This is a genomic window from Streptomyces sp. NPDC092369, assembly GCF_044755245.1.
In the GTDB taxonomy this organism is placed as follows: domain Bacteria; phylum Actinomycetota; class Actinomycetes; order Streptomycetales; family Streptomycetaceae; genus Streptomyces.
The window spans coordinates 846,323-864,977 of the sequence record NZ_JBIVQP010000002.1; the positions used below are offsets into that span (position 1 = coordinate 846,323).

General features: G+C 70.7%; 17 protein-coding genes. 11 read left to right on the forward strand and 6 right to left on the reverse strand.

Annotation, left to right across the window (positions count from 1 at the left end; translation table 11 throughout):
- The first annotated feature begins 91 nt into the window (after positions 1 to 91).
- The 4 genes from ACIQI8_RS13545 (at position 92) to ACIQI8_RS13560 (ending at position 2,335) form a co-directional block, all read left to right on the forward strand.
- Complete coding sequence (locus ACIQI8_RS13545; protein ID WP_402348606.1) at positions 92 to 907, forward strand: helix-turn-helix domain-containing protein; 816 nt, start codon at positions 92 to 94, stop codon at positions 905 to 907.
- The gene (locus ACIQI8_RS13550; protein ID WP_402348609.1) at positions 904 to 1,116 is read left to right on the forward strand and encodes a DUF397 domain-containing protein; all 213 of its coding nucleotides are present in this window, start codon (positions 904 to 906) and stop codon (positions 1,114 to 1,116) included. Before ACIQI8_RS13545 ends, ACIQI8_RS13550 begins: the two co-directional genes overlap by 4 nt.
- 83 nt (positions 1,117 to 1,199) lie before the next feature.
- Positions 1,200 to 1,610, forward strand: coding sequence for a RidA family protein (locus ACIQI8_RS13555; RefSeq protein ID WP_402348612.1), 411 nt, complete (start codon positions 1,200 to 1,202; stop codon positions 1,608 to 1,610).
- A 47-nt stretch (positions 1,611 to 1,657) separates the two neighbouring features.
- On the forward strand, positions 1,658 to 2,335 hold the full coding sequence (locus ACIQI8_RS13560; RefSeq protein ID WP_402348615.1) for a hypothetical protein: 678 nt from the start codon (positions 1,658 to 1,660) through the stop codon (positions 2,333 to 2,335).
- A 1-nt stretch (position 2,336) separates the two neighbouring features.
- On the opposite strand, the gene ACIQI8_RS13565 is transcribed toward ACIQI8_RS13560, so the two are convergent.
- Complete coding sequence (locus ACIQI8_RS13565; RefSeq protein ID WP_402348618.1) at positions 2,337 to 2,546, reverse strand: hypothetical protein; 210 nt, start codon at positions 2,544 to 2,546, stop codon at positions 2,337 to 2,339.
- Between the two features lie 173 nt (positions 2,547 to 2,719).
- Between ACIQI8_RS13565 and ACIQI8_RS13570 the strand changes: the two genes are divergently transcribed.
- The gene (locus tag ACIQI8_RS13570; protein ID WP_402348621.1) at positions 2,720 to 3,493 is read left to right on the forward strand and encodes an intradiol ring-cleavage dioxygenase; all 774 of its coding nucleotides are present in this window, start codon (positions 2,720 to 2,722) and stop codon (positions 3,491 to 3,493) included.
- A 49-nt stretch (positions 3,494 to 3,542) separates the two neighbouring features.
- Here ACIQI8_RS13570 and ACIQI8_RS13575 read toward each other — a convergent pair whose 3' ends face one another.
- Together ACIQI8_RS13575 and ACIQI8_RS13580 are read right to left on the reverse strand one after the other, a co-directional pair.
- Positions 3,543 to 4,193: a DUF4360 domain-containing protein gene (locus ACIQI8_RS13575; protein ID WP_402348624.1), complete on the reverse strand. Its 651-nt coding sequence runs from the start codon at positions 4,191 to 4,193 to the stop codon at positions 3,543 to 3,545.
- 286 nt (positions 4,194 to 4,479) lie between these two features.
- On the reverse strand, positions 4,480 to 4,938 hold the full coding sequence (locus ACIQI8_RS13580) for an RrF2 family transcriptional regulator (protein ID WP_402348627.1): 459 nt from the start codon (positions 4,936 to 4,938) through the stop codon (positions 4,480 to 4,482).
- A gap of 78 nt (positions 4,939 to 5,016) precedes the next feature.
- Between ACIQI8_RS13580 and ACIQI8_RS13585 the strand changes: the two genes are divergently transcribed.
- On the forward strand, positions 5,017 to 7,953 hold the full coding sequence (locus tag ACIQI8_RS13585) for a beta-galactosidase (RefSeq protein WP_402348630.1): 2,937 nt from the start codon (positions 5,017 to 5,019) through the stop codon (positions 7,951 to 7,953).
- 93 nt (positions 7,954 to 8,046) lie between these two features.
- Positions 8,047 to 9,171, forward strand: a complete 1,125-nt coding sequence (locus ACIQI8_RS13590) for a hypothetical protein (RefSeq protein ID WP_402348633.1) — start codon at positions 8,047 to 8,049, stop codon at positions 9,169 to 9,171.
- A gap of 26 nt (positions 9,172 to 9,197) precedes the next feature.
- On the opposite strand, the gene ACIQI8_RS13595 is transcribed toward ACIQI8_RS13590, so the two are convergent.
- A complete protein-coding gene (locus ACIQI8_RS13595; RefSeq protein ID WP_402348636.1) occupies positions 9,198 to 10,718 on the reverse strand; it encodes an alpha-N-arabinofuranosidase in 1,521 nt (506 codons plus the stop codon).
- A 235-nt stretch (positions 10,719 to 10,953) separates the two neighbouring features.
- On the opposite strand from ACIQI8_RS13595, the gene ACIQI8_RS13600 reads away from it, so the two are divergent.
- From ACIQI8_RS13600 to ACIQI8_RS13610, 3 genes are all read left to right on the forward strand, one after another.
- Positions 10,954 to 11,667: a toxin-antitoxin system, toxin component family protein gene (locus ACIQI8_RS13600; protein WP_402348639.1), complete on the forward strand. Its 714-nt coding sequence runs from the start codon at positions 10,954 to 10,956 to the stop codon at positions 11,665 to 11,667.
- The gene (locus ACIQI8_RS13605) at positions 11,664 to 12,971 is read left to right on the forward strand and encodes a DUF6545 domain-containing protein (protein ID WP_402348642.1); all 1,308 of its coding nucleotides are present in this window, start codon (positions 11,664 to 11,666) and stop codon (positions 12,969 to 12,971) included. Before ACIQI8_RS13600 ends, ACIQI8_RS13605 begins: the two co-directional genes overlap by 4 nt.
- A 207-nt stretch (positions 12,972 to 13,178) precedes the next feature.
- Entirely contained in the window at positions 13,179 to 14,633 is a 1,455-nt protein-coding gene (locus ACIQI8_RS13610) for an FAD-dependent monooxygenase (RefSeq protein WP_402348645.1), read from the forward strand.
- Positions 14,634 to 14,644: 11 nt separating this feature from the next.
- Here the strand turns inward: ACIQI8_RS13610 and ACIQI8_RS13615 are convergent, their stop codons facing one another.
- Complete coding sequence (locus ACIQI8_RS13615) at positions 14,645 to 15,514, reverse strand: SMP-30/gluconolactonase/LRE family protein (RefSeq protein WP_402348648.1); 870 nt, start codon at positions 15,512 to 15,514, stop codon at positions 14,645 to 14,647.
- Positions 15,511 to 16,284 carry an IclR family transcriptional regulator gene (locus ACIQI8_RS13620; protein ID WP_402348651.1) on the reverse strand — a complete coding sequence of 258 codons (774 nt, stop codon included), beginning with the start codon at positions 16,282 to 16,284 and terminating at the stop codon, positions 15,511 to 15,513. Before ACIQI8_RS13620 ends, ACIQI8_RS13615 begins: the two co-directional genes overlap by 4 nt.
- A gap of 262 nt (positions 16,285 to 16,546) precedes the next feature.
- Between ACIQI8_RS13620 and ACIQI8_RS13625 the strand changes: the two genes are divergently transcribed.
- Positions 16,547 to 18,601 carry a TerD family protein gene (locus tag ACIQI8_RS13625; RefSeq protein WP_402348653.1) on the forward strand — a complete coding sequence of 685 codons (2,055 nt, stop codon included), beginning with the start codon at positions 16,547 to 16,549 and terminating at the stop codon, positions 18,599 to 18,601.
- The last annotated feature ends 54 nt before the right edge of the window (positions 18,602 to 18,655 follow it).

Here is an 18,655-nt window from a genome sequence, read left to right on the forward strand (position 1 = left end):
GAGCACCGCGTACACCGCGGCAGCGTACGCGGTTACGCACTGGACAGTACGAGTGACGGAACGTGACCATGACTGCGGGAGGTGACCGACTGTGGTCGATGAGCCGGAGGCGTCGGACAGCTTGCGGACGTTCGGGGCGGTGCTCCAGGCACTGCGCGAGCATGCGGGACTTGGGAGGGAGGAGTTCGGCGCGCTGGTGGGGTACTCCAAACATACGGTGGCTTCCATTGAGTTGGGGCGGCGGATGCCGGACCTCGCCTTCGTGCAGCGGGCGGAGGCGGCCCTGGGCCACACAGGGGCGTTACGGAGGTCGTTGCCGACACTGGCCCGTCAGCCGGGGTTGGCGGCCTGGTTCCGGAAATGGGCGCGGTTGGAGCAGGCGGCGATCACGATGTACACGTACGAATGCCGGTTGGTCCCAGGGCTGTTGCAGACAATGGCGTACGCGACCGCTCTGGCTACCGACAACCTGCCACCCCTCGACGATGCACAGATCGAGGAGCGGTGGATTGCCCGAGCGCAGCGGCAACAGCTGCTACGGGAGCGACCGAACACCGCGTTCGGCTTCATCCTGGAAGAGCAATTGTTCCAGCGGCGCACAGGTGGGGTAGAGGTCACGCGGGAACTCATCGACCACGTGCTGGAGATCGCCGACCTACGGAACGTCGAGATTCAGATCATGCCGCTGATCCAAGAGTCGCATGCCGGACTGCAAGGGCCCTTGCAACTGCTGGAAACGCCGGAGACCCAGTGGTTCGCCTACCTCGAAGGGCAGGAGAGCGGCCAGCTGATCTCCGATCGGAAAGTGGTAAGCGTGCTCCAGAGGCGGTATGCCAGGATGCGTTCGCAGGCTCTCACCATGCAGGACTCCGTAGGCCTGTTGCAGCGCATGCGAGGAGACTTATGAACGCGCCTGAGTTGACCTGGGTCAAGAGCAGCTACAGCAGCAGCGCCTCCGGAGACTGCGTCGAGGTCGCCGCCTGCCCGGCCGCCATCCACGTCCGTGACTCCAAGGACAAGCAGGGTCCTCAACTCGCCCTGTCGCCGAACACCTGGACAGACTTTCTGGCTCACGCGCGCGGGAACGCAGGGGGCGTGCGGTCCCCCGGATACTGAACACCATGGGTTGGAAGGGATCCCGGTAGCGCCACGGGCAAATTGGGGTGCGTGCGGGCACCACGCCGGTCAGACTCGCGGACATGACCGAGAAGATCACCCGCATCAACCCCGAGCAGCTGCACGAGATGCCCGGCTACCACCACATCACCGTCGTCGAGGCGGGCCGTACGGCCCATCTGGCGGGACAGTGCCCGCTGGACAGGAACGGCGACCTCGTCGGCCCCGGTTCCCTCGAATCCCAGGTGGACCAGGTCGTCGCCAACGCGCTCACCGCCCTGGCAGCGGTGAACGCCGAGCCGCACCACGTGGTGCGGTCGGTGATCTACGTGCGCAGCGATGAGAGGGCTGTGCTCGCGGCCGCGTGGCACCGCCTCACCAACTCCGGCCTGGGACCGGCGTTCACCACGGCCAGCACGCTCCTGGGCGTCGCCCAACTGGGCTTTACCGGACAGCTCGTCGAGGTGGACCTCACCGCCGCACTCCCTGACTGAGCTTTCCCGGATCCGAGTCGGTCGCCATGTCACACCATCAGCGCCTCATGACAGCCCTCGATGCACTGGACCGCGCCTTCGCCGCTGAAGAGCCGTTCCCCGTCGGCGGTTGCACGTACTGCTACGGCGAGGAGGGACTCGCCGAGCTCTCCAGGCCGCTGCACCTCATACCCGACGACTTGGTGTCCGCGGCCGCCGGAGAGGTGCCCAGCCACTGGGACGACTTCCCGCGTCTCTACCGCCGGCTCGTCCCGCGCATCATCCGCCCCCTTGTCGCCGGTCTGTTCCCCGTCTCCGAGGAGCTGGTCGCCACCCGCCTGGTCGAGGCGAGCTGGGGCACCTGGGACGCGCCGCTGGCCGACGCTCTTCACACCCTCTGGACCGCTTGGTGGCAGGCCACCTTGCGCACCCACCCCGGCCCGGTGTCCATCAGGGACACTCTCGGCCTCATCACCGTCGCCACCGACAGCCTGCGCCCCTGGCTGGACGTATGGACCGCCACCCGGACCCCGGCCGCCGACGCGCACTTGACGGCCCTGCTGGACGACGTGCTGTTCGAGCACGAGATCGCCGACCTGCGCCTGGGGTTCCACGGTGAGTACCACGCCACGGCGGAGCTGGTGGAATGGCTCCTCACCGATGTGCGCGACCGCGTCACCGACTCCCGCCTCGACGACCCGCACTTCGCGACCATCGCGGCTCTCGCCCCGCGCCCGAACCACTGACTCAAGCGCCGACAGCACCGGTCCCGTTCGTCGCCCGGAGGCGCACGATGTCCCGCCCCACGGTGATCGCGACGCTCACGAAGGCCACCAGGGAGAGAGCGCCCAGTCCGTACCGCCCGGCGGTGAGGAGCAGGACGCCCAGGGTGACCGCCGCGACCCCCATGGCCACTTCCAGCCCGAGCACGATTCGGTCCAGGGAACGGCGTCTCATCGTCTGCACCTCTCCGCGCCCATCTGCCCACCCGCGCATCCGCCGAAGCGACGGGCCCGCAGATCGTACAGCTGGACATCCTCAACCCACACGTCCGACAAGTAACTTGACGCCCCGTCACTTTGCCAAACCCACAGCCCCTCGACAGAGTCCCTTCCTAAAGTGCCGTGTTCATGACAGAAACTTCGGAAGCAACCCCCACCCCGATCGGCCGCCGAACCGTGCTGATCGCCACCGGCGCCACCGCCGCCACGCTCGCCGTAGGCACCGTCGGCGCAGCCGCGCCCGAAGCCCCCACAAGCCCCGCCACCCAGCCGGCGGCCGCCGCGGCCGTCTGCACGCTCACCAAGGAGATGACCGAAGGGCCCTACTACCTCGACGGACAGTACGTCCGAGCCGACGTCAGGGAAGGCAAGGCCGGTATCCCGCTCAAGCTCGCGCTCACCGTCGTGGACGACGACACCTGCGTCACCATGCCCAACGCGCTGGTCGAGATCTGGCACTGCGACGCGCTCGGCGAGTACTCCGGGTTCGTCGGCAACAACGGCCACAGCGAGCCCGACGACGGCACCTTCCTGCGCGGCGGTGTGCTGACCAACAGTGCCGGCCTCGCGAGCATCACCACGATCTACCCCGGCTGGTACCGCGGGCGCTGCGTGCACATCCACGTCAAGGTGCACACCGGCGTTACGCTCACCGCCGACGGCTCGTTCACCGGCGGCACCGAAGTGCACACCGGGCAGCTCTTCATCGACGAGTCGATCACCACCAAGGTCGCCGTGATCTCGCCGTACTCGACCAACACGGTCACCCGCACCACGCTCGCCCAGGACTCGATCTACGACGACGGGGGCGCCGCGTCCGGCCTCATGACGCTGACCGCGCTGGGCAGTTCGACCTCGGCCGGCTACACCGGCACGCTGACGCTGGGCGTCGAGCGGAGCTGACGCAGGGTGGCCCGCGCAGCGCGGGCCACCCCTCACGCCCGGGTCAGGATCACGGGCAGTGCTGCCATGCCATGTGGTACACCGTGCTGATGTCGCCGTCCGTCGAGTCCATCGTCATGAAGCTGAGCGAACCGGGCGTCGACGAACCGGCCGCCACCCTCAGCTCCGTGTTGATGTTGAAGTTGCGCTGCACTCCGCACGGCGCCCACACCAGCTGAGCCCAGTCCGTGCTGTCGGTGGCCTGCCAGTTGTCGTCGTAGGGGCCGTTGAAGGGGTGGGTCTTGGTCGCGGTCTGCGGGGAGCCCTGGAAGTAGTACGAGGCCTTCTGCGTGGCGCTCGCGCCGCGCTGGAGCGAGGCGAAGCCCCGGTAGTCGGCGCTCGCGATGGCGTACGTGAAGCCCGACGGGACATGCACCACCAGGTTGAGCTGGCAGTTCTTGCGGAACGCCGTGGGGTCGGAGTTGCCGCCGACCTGGGCGAGATAGGCGCTGTACGTCACCGTGAAGGCGGTGTTGTCCTCGGAGACGGCGACCGCCGTCGTGCCCTGCGGGCAGCCCGAGCCGTTCACCGTGGCGACGTTGATGACGATCTTGTCCGGGGGCGGGTCGTCGAACACGGGCGACGACGAGTGCTGCGCGGACGGCAGCGCGGTGGCGAGCAGCGCGGCGACCGCACCACTCAAGAGGAGCCCACCAGGCATGGTTTCTCCTTGGGGTTGGGGGGTGGCTGCGCCCCAAGTCTTTGAAGAAACAATGAAGTTCCTGTGAAGACCGACGGCGCGCTCGCATCGTAGGAAGCGGCACACGGAGCGGTCAGGGCGAACTCCAGCCATTCACAGACGCGCTATTCACACTGTTTCCACAGCGGGTGAACTCTGTTGAAATAACCGGGCGTTGACCGATCAGTCCCCAGCGCCTTCACAGCCGCACACCAAGGAATCAGCCCACTTCACATGGGTCCGCATCTCACCCGGACAGACATCGCCCCTACGGGTTCTCCCACGCCGCCGGCTGCGCCGCCAGCTCCCGCACGGACTCCGGCAGGGCGTCCGCCGCGATGTCGGCGATGGTGACGCCCTCCAGGATCTTGCGCACATTGGCCCGCAGCGCGATCCACAGCGGCAGCAGCGGCTGGGCCGACCCGGTGTAGGCGAGGCCGGTGGGCCGCTCGCCGCGTACGGACACGATCGGGCCGTCCACCGCCCGTATGACATCCGCGACCGTGATCTTCGCGGCCTCCCGCGCCAGCCGGTAGCCGCCGCCCCCGCCGCGCCGGCTGTCCACGACCCCGGCGCGCCGCAGATCGCCGAGGATCCCTTCCAGGAACTTGTGCGGAATGCCCTGCTCGGCGGCGATGGCCTCCGCCTTCACCGCTGCGCCGTCCTGCCGTACGGCGAGCTCAAGAACCGCCCGTACCGCGTAATCCGCCCGTGCCGAGATCCTCATACGACCATTGTGGGGTGTCCCTCCGTACACAATGACCCCGAATTCGCCCGCCGACGGACCCGCACGACGGAGGCTTCCTTGGGGCTCAGCAGACGTACCTTCAGCGCACTCGCCGGAACGGCCGCCCTCGGCCTGGCGCTCGGCGGCAGCGGGGCGGCGAGCTGCGCCTACGCCGCCCCGAGCGCGCCCACCGGCCCTTCGCCCGCGCCACCCGGCGCGGACGGCCGCCGGCACACGATCGAGTTCGACCGCTACTCGCTCCTGGTCGACGGCAGCCGCCTGGTCGTCTGGTCGGGTGAGCTGCACCCCTTCCGGCTGCCGAGCCCGTCCCTGTGGCGGGACGTCCTGCAGAAGATGCGCGCACACGGCTACAACGCGGTCAGCATCTACGTCTCCTGGAACTACCACTCCCCCGCCGCCGGCAGCTACGACTTCACCGGCGTCCGCGACCTGGACCTGTTCCTGACCATGGCCGCCGAGACCGGCCTCTACGTCATCCTGCGCCCCGGCCCCTACATCAACGCCGAGATCGACGCGGGCGGCTACCCCGGCTGGCTGACCGCCACCAAGGGCACGGCCCGCACCTCCGACCCGACCTACCTGTCCCACGTCGACGAGTGGTTCACCCAGGTCGACGCCATCGCGGCCCGCCACCAGTACACCGACGGCGCGGGCACGATCCTGCTCTACCAGATCGAGAACGAGTACAACGCCTACGTCGACCAGCCGGCCGGCCGCGACTACATGGCCCACCTGTACGCGAAGGTGCGGGCCGACGGCATCGACGTGCCCCTCTTCCACAACGACAACGGCCGCAACGGCTACTGGACCCCCGGGAGCTTCGACACGGGCGGGGAGGAGGGGCGCTGGCTGTACGGCTTCGACGGATACCCCTCCCCCAGCCAACCCGCCCCGGACTGGGGGCGCTTCGGGATCGGCGGCGCGAAGGGCGGAGCCACCGCCAGCCCGGACACCCCTGGTTTCGTGCCGGAGTTCGGGGGTGGCTGGTTCGATCCGTGGGGCGGGGTCGAGTTCGGCGGGAAGGGGTACGCGGAGTCGCGGCGCACCCGGGACGCGGCGTACGAACGACGCTTCTACCTCACCAACCTCGCCAACGGCATCACCCTGCACAACGTCTACATGACCTACGGCGGCACCAGCTGGGGCTGGCTGCCCGCGCCCTGCGTCTACACCTCCTACGACTACGGGGCCGCCATCGACGAGGCACGGCAGCCCACCGCCAAGCTGGTCCCCATGCACCAGATCGGGCATCTGGTCCAGTACGTGCCCGACCTCGCCAAGCTGGACCGGGCGGCGGACGTCACGGTGACCGGCCTGAAGGCCTACCACCTGGCCAACCCCGACACCGGCGCCCAGGTCTACGTGCTGCGCAACGACGGTACGAAGGCGGTCACCTCGACCGTGCCCGGCATCGACGCGCCGGTCACCGTGCCGGCGAAGGACGCGCGACTGCTGGCCGCCTCGATCCAGCTCGGGCGACGGAAGGTGCGGTACTCCAACGCCCAGCCCATGCTGGCGCTCACCGCCGGACGGCAGGAGATCGCCGTGCTCACCGGGCCCACGGGCGACCGGACGGTGACCGCGATCGAGTGCGAGATCCAGCCGACGGTGGCCGTGCTGGAGGGGGACGCCACCTCCACGTACGCCGACGGGCTCCTGCGGATCGAGGCCGAACTGGGCGGACTCACACGGGTGTTGGTGTCCGGCGGCGGGTCCGCCACCCCGCTGCTCCTGCTGCTCGCCGACGACGAGACGTCCCTGCGGCTGTGGCCCCACGACACCCCGTCCGGGTCGGTCCTCGCCTACGGGCCCGCCCTGGTGCGGACGGTGACGGTGACCGGCGTGACGGTCGCGCTCACCGGGGACACCGTCGCGGACGCCGAACTGGAGGTGTGGGGGCCGCGCGGCATCCTCGAAGTCACTTGGAACGACAACGACTTGACGACCGCAGCCACTCCCTCCGGGAGTCTGCGGGCCGCCCAGCCGTTGCCGGGTGTCGGCGCGGTCGGTCTGCCCTCGCTGGCCGACGGCTGGCGCACGAAGGCCGAGAACCCGGAGGCCGCCCTCGGCTTCGACGACTCCGCCTGGAAGACGGCCGACCGCACGACGTCGTTCAGCACCACACCGGTCCCCGCCGGACAGCCGGTGCTCTTCGCCGACGACTACGGCTTCCACTACGGCGACGTCTGGTACCGCGGCCACTTCGCCGACGCGACCGGCGCGCAGTCCGTGTCCCTCGCCTACAGCACGGGCACGCAGGGGCTGCTGCTCGCCTGGCTGGACGGGCAGCCGCTGGGCAGGCACCGGATGCCGGTGCCTGACAAGGCCTCGGTCCGGCAGGGGAGTTGGACGGCCACGGCCGAGTTCACGGTCCCGCAGGCGCTGCGTACCTCGGGCGCGCACGTGCTGTCCGTGCTGGTGCGGCGGATGCAGCACGACATGGACGGCAAGTCGACGGACACCCACAAGGCCGCGCGCGGGCTGACCGCGGTCACCTTCAAGGGGGCCGCTCCGAAGGTGAGTTGGCGACTGCAGGGAGAGGCGGCGTCCGACCCGGTGCGCGGGCCGCAGAACAACGGCGGGCTGTACGGGGAGCGCAACGGCTGGCATCTGCCGGAGTTCGACGACGGCGACTGGGCCCTCGGCGACCTGGTGAACGCCGAGAAGCGGCAGGGCGTGACCTGGTACCGGCGCAGCTTCAAGCTCGCCGTCGACGCCGGCATCGACGCCTCGATCGGGCTGATCCTCAACGACGACGTGGCCCGCGCCTACCGCGTCCAGATCTTCCTCAACGGCTGGAACATGGGCCAGTACATCAACGACGTGGGCCCGCAGCACACCTTCGTCCTGCCGAACGGGATCCTGCGCACCCGCGGCACCAACACCCTCGCCCTGGCCGTCATTTCGGACGGCACCACGGCCTCGGGCCCGGCGGAGGTGGGCCTGACGCTGCTGGGCTCGGCGGCGGGAGGGGTGCCGGTGACGACGGTGTGACCTGAAAGGGACGTACGCCCGCATTGCCTTGTTCGGCAGGCTGGTTCACCGTGTGGGCCCACGGGCCGCGGACGGTGCAGAGGGGGAACTCCCGTGCGAAGACGGCGATTCATCAGCGGAGTGGTGGGAGCCGGGGCCGGACTGGGTCTGGTCTCGGCGAGCACGGGAGCCGCCAGCGCGGGAGGGGCGAGCGCGCGGACGGCGAGTGCCGGTGTGCCCCACGACTGGGCCGCCGTCCCGGCCCCCGACTGCGCCCCCGCCGCCCAGTTGCTCGGCGTGGCGGCCGCCGGACCCGGCCTGGCCTGGGCGGTCGGCGAGGAGGGCCGCAACGGCAGCACACGCGGGACTCCGCTGTCCCTCACCTGGGACGGCACGGTCTGGAACCGTGTCGACCTCACCCACCTCGGCTTCGGTGGCTACCTCCACGCGGTCGCCGGCACCACCGACCGCGCGTGGGCGCTCGGCTACGACACCACGGGCACGTACCGGCTGTTCGCCTGGGACGGCGTGACCTGGCAGGAGGCCGACTTCCCCGGCCGCGGAGCCTCCGGCACCTCCCTCACGGATGTCGCGCTCGGCCCGGACGGCGACACCTGGATCTCCGGGCGCACCAGCGACGGCCTGATCCTGCTGCAGGGCCACGGCACCGACTGGACCTGGGAGCCGGCACCCCCGAGCGCCCCCACCACCGCCCCGTCGGGCCTGCGCGTCCTGCCGTCCGGTGACGTCTGGGTCTACGACAGCGCCCTGATCGCCCGCTGGAACGGCACTGCCTGGACCGAACTGCCCACACCACCCGGCATCCGCGCCTCCGTCACCGGCCTCCTGCCGGTCGCCGACGACGACATCTGGCTGACCGGCTACTCCTACGGGGTCGGCGGCCCGCCCGGCAAACCGCCGAGCGTCACGCTGATGCACGGCGACGGCAGCAACTGGACCTACGTCACCGCCCCGTTCACGGTCGGCATGCTGTCCGGGATCGCCGACGACGGCCAGGGCGGCCCCGACCGCATCGCCGGCTGGGACTTCTGGGACCAGACCCGCGCGCACTACCTCCGCTGGGACAACGGGAGTTGGGTGAGCGAGCGCGGCCCGGTCTCCACAACTCCCGTCCTCCCCCTCGCCCTTGCGACGGTACCGGGCACGGGCGGCTACTGGTCCGTCGGCACGACGTCCTCGTACCCGTATCCGCCCGCACAGGTGCACATCGAGAACTGACCCTCGTAGCAGGGGAATCGAAGGAGCTAGGCCAGTCGGATCACGTTCCAGGACAGCGGTTCCAGTACGGCGGTGAGGGTGCCGTCCGTGAGGGTGGTGCCCTCGACCGGGTGCGGGGTCACGCGGTCGGGGTCGGCGAGGGTGTTGCGGGCGTCCGGGTCGGCGTCGGCGAGGGCGCTGTGCTCGGTGACGGAGGTCAAGTCCAGGCCGGACAGGGCGACTTCGAGGGGCAGCGACTCGGTGCGGCTCCGGTTGACGGCGAAGACGGTGACGGTGCCGTCGTCGGCGCGGACGGCGGTGGCGTGCAACAGGTCGGTCTCGCCGTACTTCGCGGTGTCGTAGGTCGGCGAGTCGACGCGGACGTCGAGGACCTGGCCGCGGCCGAAGCGGGAGGCCTGCGCGAAGGGGAAGAAGGTCGTCTGGCGCCAGGCCGGGCCGCCGGGTTCGGTCATGATCGGGGCGATGACGTTGACGAGTTGGGCGAGGCAGGCGACCGTGACGCGGTCCGCGTGCCGGAGCAGGGCGATCAGGAGCGAGCCGAAGACCACCGCGTCCATGACGCTGTAGTTGTCCTCCAACAGGCGCGGCGCCTGGGGCCAGTCGGCCGGGTCCGCGTTCTTCGTCTGCTCCTCCCAGTCCGCCGTGTACCAGACGTTCCACTCGTCGAAGGAGAGGTTGATCTTCTTCTTGGACTTGAGGCGGGCACCCACGTGGTCGGCGGTCGCGATCACGTTCTCGATGAAGGACTCCATGTCGACGGCGGAGGCGAGGAAGGAGTCGAGGTCGCCGTCGAGCGGCTGGTAGTAGGCGTGCAGCGAGATGTAGTCGACCAGGTCGTACGTCTCCTGGAGGACCGTCGCCTCCCATGCCGCGAAGGTCGGCATGGCCTGGGAGGAGGAGCCGCAGGCGACGAGTTCGACACCGGCGTCGATCTGGCGCATCGCGCGGGCCGTCTCGGCGGCGATCCTGCCGTATTCCTCGGCCGTCTTGTGGCCGGTCTGCCAGGGGCCGTCCATCTCGTTGCCGAGACACCAGACCTTGATGCCGAAGGGGTCCTTGTCGCCGTGCGCGATCCGCTGCTCGGAGAGGGCGGTGCCGGCGGGGTGGTTGGCGTACTCCTGGAGTTCCAGGGCTTCGGCGACCCCGCGGGTGCCGAGGTTGATCGCCATCATCGGTTCGGCCTGGGGGCCGACCTTGCGCAGGAAGTCGATGTACTCGGCGAGGCCGAAGCGGTTCGTCTCCGTCGAGCGCCAGGCGAGGTCGAGGCGGCGCGGGCGGTCCTCGGCGGGCCCGACCGAGTCCTCCCACTTGTAGCCGGAGACGAAGTTGCCGCCCGGGTAGCGGATGGCGGTGACGCCGAGTTCGCGGACCAGGTCGAGGACGTCGGTGCGGATTCCGGCCTCGTCCGCGGCGGGGTGGCCGGGTTCGAAGATGCCGGTGTAGACGCAGCGGCCGAGGTGTTCGACGAAGGATCCGAAGAGTCGGGGGTTCACCTCGCCGACCGTGAAGGCGGGGTCGAGCGTGAAACGGGCGGTGGTGGTGCTCATGGGAACCCTTCGGGAACGGGGGCCGACGGACGTGCGGAATGTCGAATGCTGCTCGCGTCCTCGAACAGGACCGTAAGGAGGAAGCGCTTTCTCGGTCAATGGTCCGGGCGGAACTTTCCAGCCAGATAGGTAGTTCCGCACTGAACCACTCGCACCGGATCACATGACGTGGACCGGACCCGCCGCGTACGCTCGAACAGCCCTGCCGCCCGGCGGCCGGGCGGGAAGGGGCACGATGGACATCGCGGGCGCGCGGAGGAAGGCGGCCGGGATCGCCGCTGCTCTCATGCGCTCGCGAAGAGCCACCGGGCCGCGATTCGAGACGCATGTCGGGACTCCCTTCGGCACGCGCTTCGGAACGAGCTTCGGGACGCGTTCGGGGATGCGGGAGCTGACGGCCCGCCTCGGGGCCGCGGTGGCGGCCAGACCGGACGCGCCGGCCGGGGTGCGCGAACTGTGCCGGGCGCTGTGCGAGGAGATGAGCGCACTGCGCGGCGGACGACCCCTCGATCTGCGCTTCGAGCGGTTCCCGGACGAGATCGAGGTCACCGGACTGTGGGTGGAGTTCCAGGACTTCGACCTGGTCATCGTCGAGGAACGGGCCGAGGCGGTGCAGCAACTGGTCATCCTCGGCCATGAGTTGTGGCATCTGCACGCCGCGCACGGCCATCACCACGTGGCCGGTCCGCTCGCCGCGCACGGCCATCACCACATCGCCGGTCCGCTCGCCGCGCACGCCCTGGCCGACCGGCGCGAGTGGACCGACGCGGCGCTGACGGTGGCCGCGCGCAACGGTTCGCGGGAGAGCGACGAGGCCGAGGCCGACGACTTCGGGCACCGGCTCGCCGCCGCGTTCCGGCCAATGCTCGACGGACGTACGGCGGGCGGGGACCTCGACCCCTTCCAGCGGTCCCTGGGCTATCGCGGACGCGGCGGGCCGCCGCGGTGAGCTTCGTCAACGAGTTCTACCCGTCCTTCTGGTGGATCCCGGCCGGGGTGCTGACCGCGGCGCTGGCGATCAAGCTGCCCACCATCGTCCGGCTGTGGAGCGACCCGCTGCTGCGGGCGGTGGGCGGTCTGTTACTGCTCGCCTGCGCGGTGTTCGTGTTCGTGGCGCCCTCCACGATCGCCTGGGTCAACCGGGTCACCGGCGTCACCAACGTCTCGGCGCCCTGGGTGTATTCACTGCTCACCGCGTACTGCGGCTCCTGTCTGCTGCTGATCATCGCCTGGCGCAACGGCCTCTCGGACCGCTCCGCGCAGACCGTCCGCGCGATGCGCTGGGTCGTCGCCACCTACTCGGGCGTGATCGTCGCGCTGTGGGTGCTGTTCGCGCTCGGCGACGCGCCCGTGGAACGGCTGCGGGACCTGGACACGTACTACGCCAACACCCCGTACCTGCGCGAGATGATCCTGCTCTACCTCCTCGCCCACACCGTGGCCACGCTGATCACCGCGTGGCTGATCTGGAACTGGGTGCGCACCGACGGACTCGACGCGTGGCTGCGCTGGGGGCTGAAGTTCCTCGGCGCCGGCTACGCGAGCCAGTTGGTCTTCGACGCGGCCAAACTCACGGCGGTCACCGCGCGTTGGGCCGGGCGGAACCTGGACTGGCTCAGTACGGGAGTGGCGCCGCCGATCGCCTGTCTGTCGGCCATCCTCATCGCGGTCGGCTTCATCCTTCCGCACGCCGGCCAATACCTGCACGACCGCTGGCGCGTCCGCCTCGCCCACCGCGAACTGCGCCCGCTGTACCTGCTATTACGCACGGTCAACGGCGGCGGCACGCCCTTCCTGCTGCGGGCCACGCCCGAACTCCGGCTGATCCGCCGGGAGACGTTCATCCGCGACGTGCTGCTGCCGCTGGCCCGGCATATCGACGAGGACCGCCGTCGCTCCTACTACGACGCCGCACTCGCCCTCGGCCATGACGCCGGACGCGCCAAGGCCCTCGCCTGCGCCGCGAGCATCCAGGACGCCGTCGCCGCCCGCCACCGCGCGCCGGACGGAGCGGGAGACCACGACGGCGACACGACGGATCTGCTGCGGGAGATCGGCGCGGTGTCGCGTGCGCTGCGTCGGGCGGAGGAGTTGTGGGGGGTGCGGGTTCGGGCGGAGGCGGAGGCGGGGGCAGGGGCAGGGGCAGGGGCAGGGGCAGGCATAACGGCTCAGTCGTCGTCCGCGGCACGGTCCTCGGCCTCGGCGCATCCCGCACCCACGGCACATCCTCAGGCGGAGGATCACGCGGTCTGAGAGCGTGTCGCCGTTGCGCATACGGCCGTCGAGCTCGTGGAGCGGTCGGTGGCCGTGGTGGGGGTGGTTCGCCGGGGTGGGCTGCCGTGGCCTGCCCGGGCGCCGGCCAACTCCCGTCGCCCGCGCGGGGGGTGAAGGTACCGTGAGGGCTTTCCATGGCTGAGTGTGCCCGTGGCTCCCGCCCCGTGGCCTAATGCGAGGAGCCCCATGCCGAGTAGAGCTGTCGTCATCGGTGCCGGCCTGGCCGGCATGCTGGCCGCAGCGGCCCTGTCCACCGCCGTGGACGAGGTGATCGTCCTCGAACGCGACGAGTTGCCCGCCGGGCCTGAGCACCGCAGGGGCCTGCCGCAGGGCCGCCACGCCCACCTCCTCATGGCCGGTGGCGTGGCCGCGATGGACGACCTCCTGCCGGGCATGGACATACGCGGGCGACTGCTGGGCAAGGGCGCGCACGAGGTCTCCCTGAGCTCGGGCATGCTCGCCCGCACCGCGGAGGGCTGGCTGCGGCGGTGGCGGCACGAGGGGCCCCGGATGATCAGTTGCAGCCGGGCGCTGGTGGACTGGGTGGTACGGGACGCCGTGCTGGGCCTGGGCGGGGAGGAGGTCGGGCGAGCCCGGGTGGAGATCCGGCGGGCCCAGGCCGTGGAGTTGCTGGGCGACGCGGGTCGCGTGCGGGGCGTACGGGTGTCGACTGCCGCCGGGGACAAGGGACTTGACGCCGACGGTCACGGAGACGTCGACCTTGACGCCGATCTCGTCGTGGACGCCGGTGGGCGTGGCTCGCGGATCCTCAAGTGGCTTACCGCGCTGGGGATTTCGGAGGTCGAGGAGAGGACCGTCGACGCCGGGCTCGTCAACGCCACCCGGATCTACCGCACTCCGGCCGGCGCCGAGAGCTTCCCGCTGACCCTCGTGCACGCCGACCCCTACGCCGGCCGGCCGGGCCGCAGCGGGATGGTGATGCCCATCGAGGGCGACCGCTGGATGGTCAGTCTCGCCGGGTCCCGGGGCGGTGAACCCCCGGCCGATCCCGACGGATTCCTGCGTCACGCCCTGGAGTTGCCCGACCCGATCGTGGGCCGGCTGATCTCCGGCGCCGAACCGCTCACCGACATCCACGTCGGCCGCGGCACCGCCAACGTGCGGCACTACGTGGAGAAGGCGCGCGACTGGCCCGAGGGCCTGATCGTGCTCGGCGACGCCCTCGCCACGTTCAACCCGACCTACGGCCAGGGCATGTCGGTCGCCGCGCTCGGAGTCCGGTCCTTCGCACGGGAGTTGGCCCGCGGCGGGCCGGCCGCGCCGGGTCTGTCCCGCCGGGTGCAGCGCGCGGCGGCACGGTCCGTGGACACGGCCTGGGCGGTCGCCGTCGGCCAGGACGTCTGGTACCCGGGCACGCGGGGCGGGCGACCGGGCACCGCCGACCGGCTGGTCGCCGCGTACTCCCGCCGTCTGAACCGGACGGCCACCGGTTCCTACCAGGCGGCGGCAGCCATCTGGGACCTGTCCAGCCTGACCACGGGCCCGACCCGCGTACTGCGCCCCCGCACCCTCCTCGCCGTCCTCAACGGCCCCCTGCTGCCGCCGCCCACGGAGCCGCCGATGACCGACTCCGAGCGGAAGATCCTGCGGTCGCTGGACCGGACGGGACGTATCGAATAGGCCGCGGTCCCTCAGCCCGCGAACGCCGGTTGCGCCAGCCCCTTCCCCGCGCCCGGTACCACCAGCAGCGAGCCGGCGGCCGGGACGGGGGCGGTGAGGCCCGTACGGGCCGTGGTGATGTACAGGTCGGTGAGGTCCGCACCGCCGAAGGCGCAGGCGGTGGGGCGGGGCACCGGCAGCTCGATCACCCGGTCCAGCGCGCCGGCGGGCGTGTAGCGGCGCACGGCGCCACCGTCCCAGAGGGCCACCCACACGCACCCGTCCGCGTCGACGGTGAGCCCGTCGGGGAACCCGGCGCCGTCCTCGATCGCGGCGAGGGGCCGCCGGTTGCCGACCCGCCCCTCACCCTCGTATCCCTGGTTTCCCTCGTAGTCGAAGACGTCGATACGGCGGGTCGGGGAGTCGATGTAGTACATGAGGCGCCCGTCGGGGCTCCAGCCGGTGCCGTTGCTGACCGCCACGTCGTCGAGGACGGGTTCGACGGTGCCGTCGCCGGTGATGCGGGAGAGCGTGCCGCCGCCGGGGGCCTCGTCGTAGCGCATGGTGCCTGCCCAGAGGGAGCCGTCGGGGGCGACGGCGGCATCGTTGGCGCGGCGGCCGGGTACGGGTTCGCGGTGCAGCCAGCGGAACGAGTCGTCGGGGTCGACGAGCCCGACGCCGTCCCGCAGATTCAGCACCAACCCGCCACCCACGCGCGGCTTCGCGGCGCCGACGTGCTGCTCGGTGGTGCGCACGGTGCGGTGTCCGGTGGCGGGGTCGTAGGTGTGGACGCGGCTGCCGAGGATGTCGACCCAGATGAGCCGCGCGGCGTCGGCGTCCCAGGTGGGCCCTTCGCCGAGGGCGGCCTCGGCGAGCACGGCCACCTCGTACGCGTGTGTCATGCGACGCTCCGATGCCCGAGCCGCTCCGAGAGCTCCACGGCACCCTTGGCGGCGAGCTGCTCCAGCTCGGTCCGGCGCTCGTCGCTCCAACGGATCATGGGTACGGAGATGGAGAGCGCGGCGACGACCTGCCCCGTGCGGTCGCGCACCGGCGCGGCGACGCAGCTGACGTCGGGGTTGGACTCGCGGCTCTCCACGGCGATGCCCCGCTGCCGGATCTCCTTGAGGGCCTCGCGCAGGGCGGTCGGCTCGGTGATGCTGTTGGGGGTCATCGCGACGAGGTCGGCGTCGTCCGGGATGCGCGAGTCGAGCTCGGGCTGCGGGAGGGAGGCCAGCAGCATCTTGCCGACGGACGTGCAGTGGGCGGGCAGCCGGCGGCCGGCGGCCGACACCATGCGCACCGCGTGGGTGGAGTCCACCTTGGCGATGTAGATGACGTCGGTGCCTTCGAGGATGGCCACGTGCACGGTCTCGTCACAGGTCTCGGCGACGGACCGGGCGACCTGCTGCCCCTCGGCGGCGAGGTCGAGTTGCTCGGCATACCTGCTGCCCAGCTGGTAAGGCCGCACCCCGAGCCGGTAGCGTCCCGGCTGCCCGGGCACCTGCACGATGTACGAACGGGCGGCGAGCGTGGTCACCAACTCGTGCACGGTGGTGCGCGGCAGCTGCAGCTTGCGCACTATGTCGGGGGCGGAGAGCGTCCCGTCCCCGTCGAGGAAGAGCTCAAGAATGTCGAGCGCCCGAGTCACGGCAGGTACGAGGCGTCCCACGACCGGCCCCCTCCCTTGGTTGTCTGTAGCGTCTGCGTTCGAGATTTCAACAGACGATCGGAATGACGAACGGGGACAGGCTAGCCATAGTGCGTTTGCCCGGGCAATGGTCCTGCGGGCACCACCTCACGGGCCAGGTGACCACTACTGTCTCCCATGTGCGACACGTCACATCATGTCGTGCGGTGGACGGCCGGGGGCGGGAGGGGCCCTCGGCGTCCGGAAGGTGCGATTGGGGGGTTCCGTGCAAGAGACGCGCGACATGGCCAAGGGTTCGAACGTATCCCTTACGGCCTTGAGCGAGAACGTCGATTCGGTGATCGTCGGTCTGAGCTGGACCAGCCCGACCGGCGAGGGCGACGCGGACGTGTCCGTCCTGCTCGTCGACCCGAACGGCAAGGTACGCAGCGACGCCGACTTCTACTTCTACAACAACCCGGTGGCCGCCGACGGCAGCGTGCAACTGCTGGGCAAGACGCCCACCGAGGACGGCAACGAGGACCGGATCGGCTTCGACCTGACCGCCGTGCCGCCGGACGTCGAACGGATCGTCGTGGCCGCGAGCCGGTACGAGGGCGCCCGGTTCGGGGAGTTGGAGGGCTTACGGGTGACGCTGGCCGACGCGGCGGGCGAGCAGTTGCTGCGGTTCTCGATCGACGACGCCGGTTCGGTGAGCGCGTTCATCTTCGGTGAGCTGTACCGGCGCGGGGCGGAGTGGAAGTTCCGTGCCGTGGGGCAGGGTTACGAGACCGGCCTTGCCGGCCTGGCAACGGACTTCGGCGTCGACGTCGACGACGAGCCGGCCGAGGCGGAGGGCGAGACCGACACGGTCGGCACCGAGGTGGGAGGCGAGCCCGCGGAGGCCGCCCAACCGGCGCGGCCGGTTCCGGGGCAGGATCCGCAGCCGAACCTGGAGGCCATGCCCGCTCCCCGGCAGCCCGGCGACGACGCCGAAAACGGCCCACGGAAACCGGTCGGGCGACCTCGTACGGCGAAGAAGAAGGTCACGTTGCCCAAGGTGACCAGGAAGTCCCTTGCGGACAACGAGACTTGGCGGGAGGCCCGGCTCTTCCCGGTCTCGGTGCTCAAGAGCGACCGTGACCGCGAGACGCGGGCCACGTCCGTGCTGTTGTCGGTGATGGCGCAGGTGCCGGAGTTCGGGCGCAGGCTCACGGCCGCGTTCGGGGCGCCGGCCGGGCGCATGGAGACGTTCACCGAGGTGGCCCTGCCGCACGGCGACACGCCTCGGCGGCCCGACGGGGTGATCCGGGTCGAACGGGCAGGCAAGTTGTGGACCGCGCTCGTCGAGACCAAGACCAACGGCAACGCCCTCAAGGCCGAGCAGGTGCAGGCGTACATGGACATCGCCGCCCGTCGTGGCTACGAGGCGGTGATCACGCTCTCCAACGACGTGGCCCTGGAGGGCAGTCCGCTCGTCGACGTCAGGATCGACGGCCGGCGCAAGCACAGGGTGGCGCTCTGGCATCTGTCCTGGGCCGAAGTCACGCACCAGGCGCAGCTGTTGATCCGGCACGAGGGTGTCGGGAACGCGGCCCACGCCTGGCTGCTCCAGGAGTTGCTGCACTATCTCCAGCACGAGAACTCCGGCTGCCACGGCTTCCAGAACATGGGCGCGGCCTGGGTGCCGGTGCGCAACGGCATCGACGACGAGACCCTGTGCCAGGGCGACCCGCGGGCGCTGGAGGTCGTCGAGAACTGGGAGCGGCTCATCCGCCAGGTCTGCCTCGGTCTCGGCGGCGAGCTCGGCCAGAAGGCCCTCCCCGTCCAGCGCACCAGGCGCGGCTCGGACCCCGGCACCCGCCGAGCCCGCCTCGCCGACCAGCTCTGCTCCGACGGCCGGCTCCAGGCGGAGGTCCGCATCGAGGGCACCCCGGGCCTGCTCACCCTCACGGCCGACCTGCGCACGGGCCGGTTGCGCACCTCCCTCGACCTCCCGGCACCGGACCAGGGATCCCCTCTGACCTGGGCCAAACGCCTGATCCGCCGTCTGGACGAGGCACCGGCCGACCTCCACGTCGAGACCCTGGTCGAAGGCGAGACCGGAGGCCCCCGAGGCACCCTCGAACGCCTCCGCCCCGAGCCGGCCGACATCCTCCCCAAGAACCCCACGACCCGCATCACCGGCTTCCGCCTCTCCCTCATCAAGAACATGGGCAACGGCCGGGGCAACGCCGAAACGGGCTTCATCCGCAGCGTGAACGACGCGGTCAACCGCTTCTATACGACGGTGGTGGTCCAGGTGGAGGGGACGGCACCGCGCCGGACGGGAGCGAAGGAACGGAGCGGAACCGGCTGATCCCCTCCGATCCGCTGCCGATCCGCGCGTCGAGCGATACCGTCCCCCTGACCG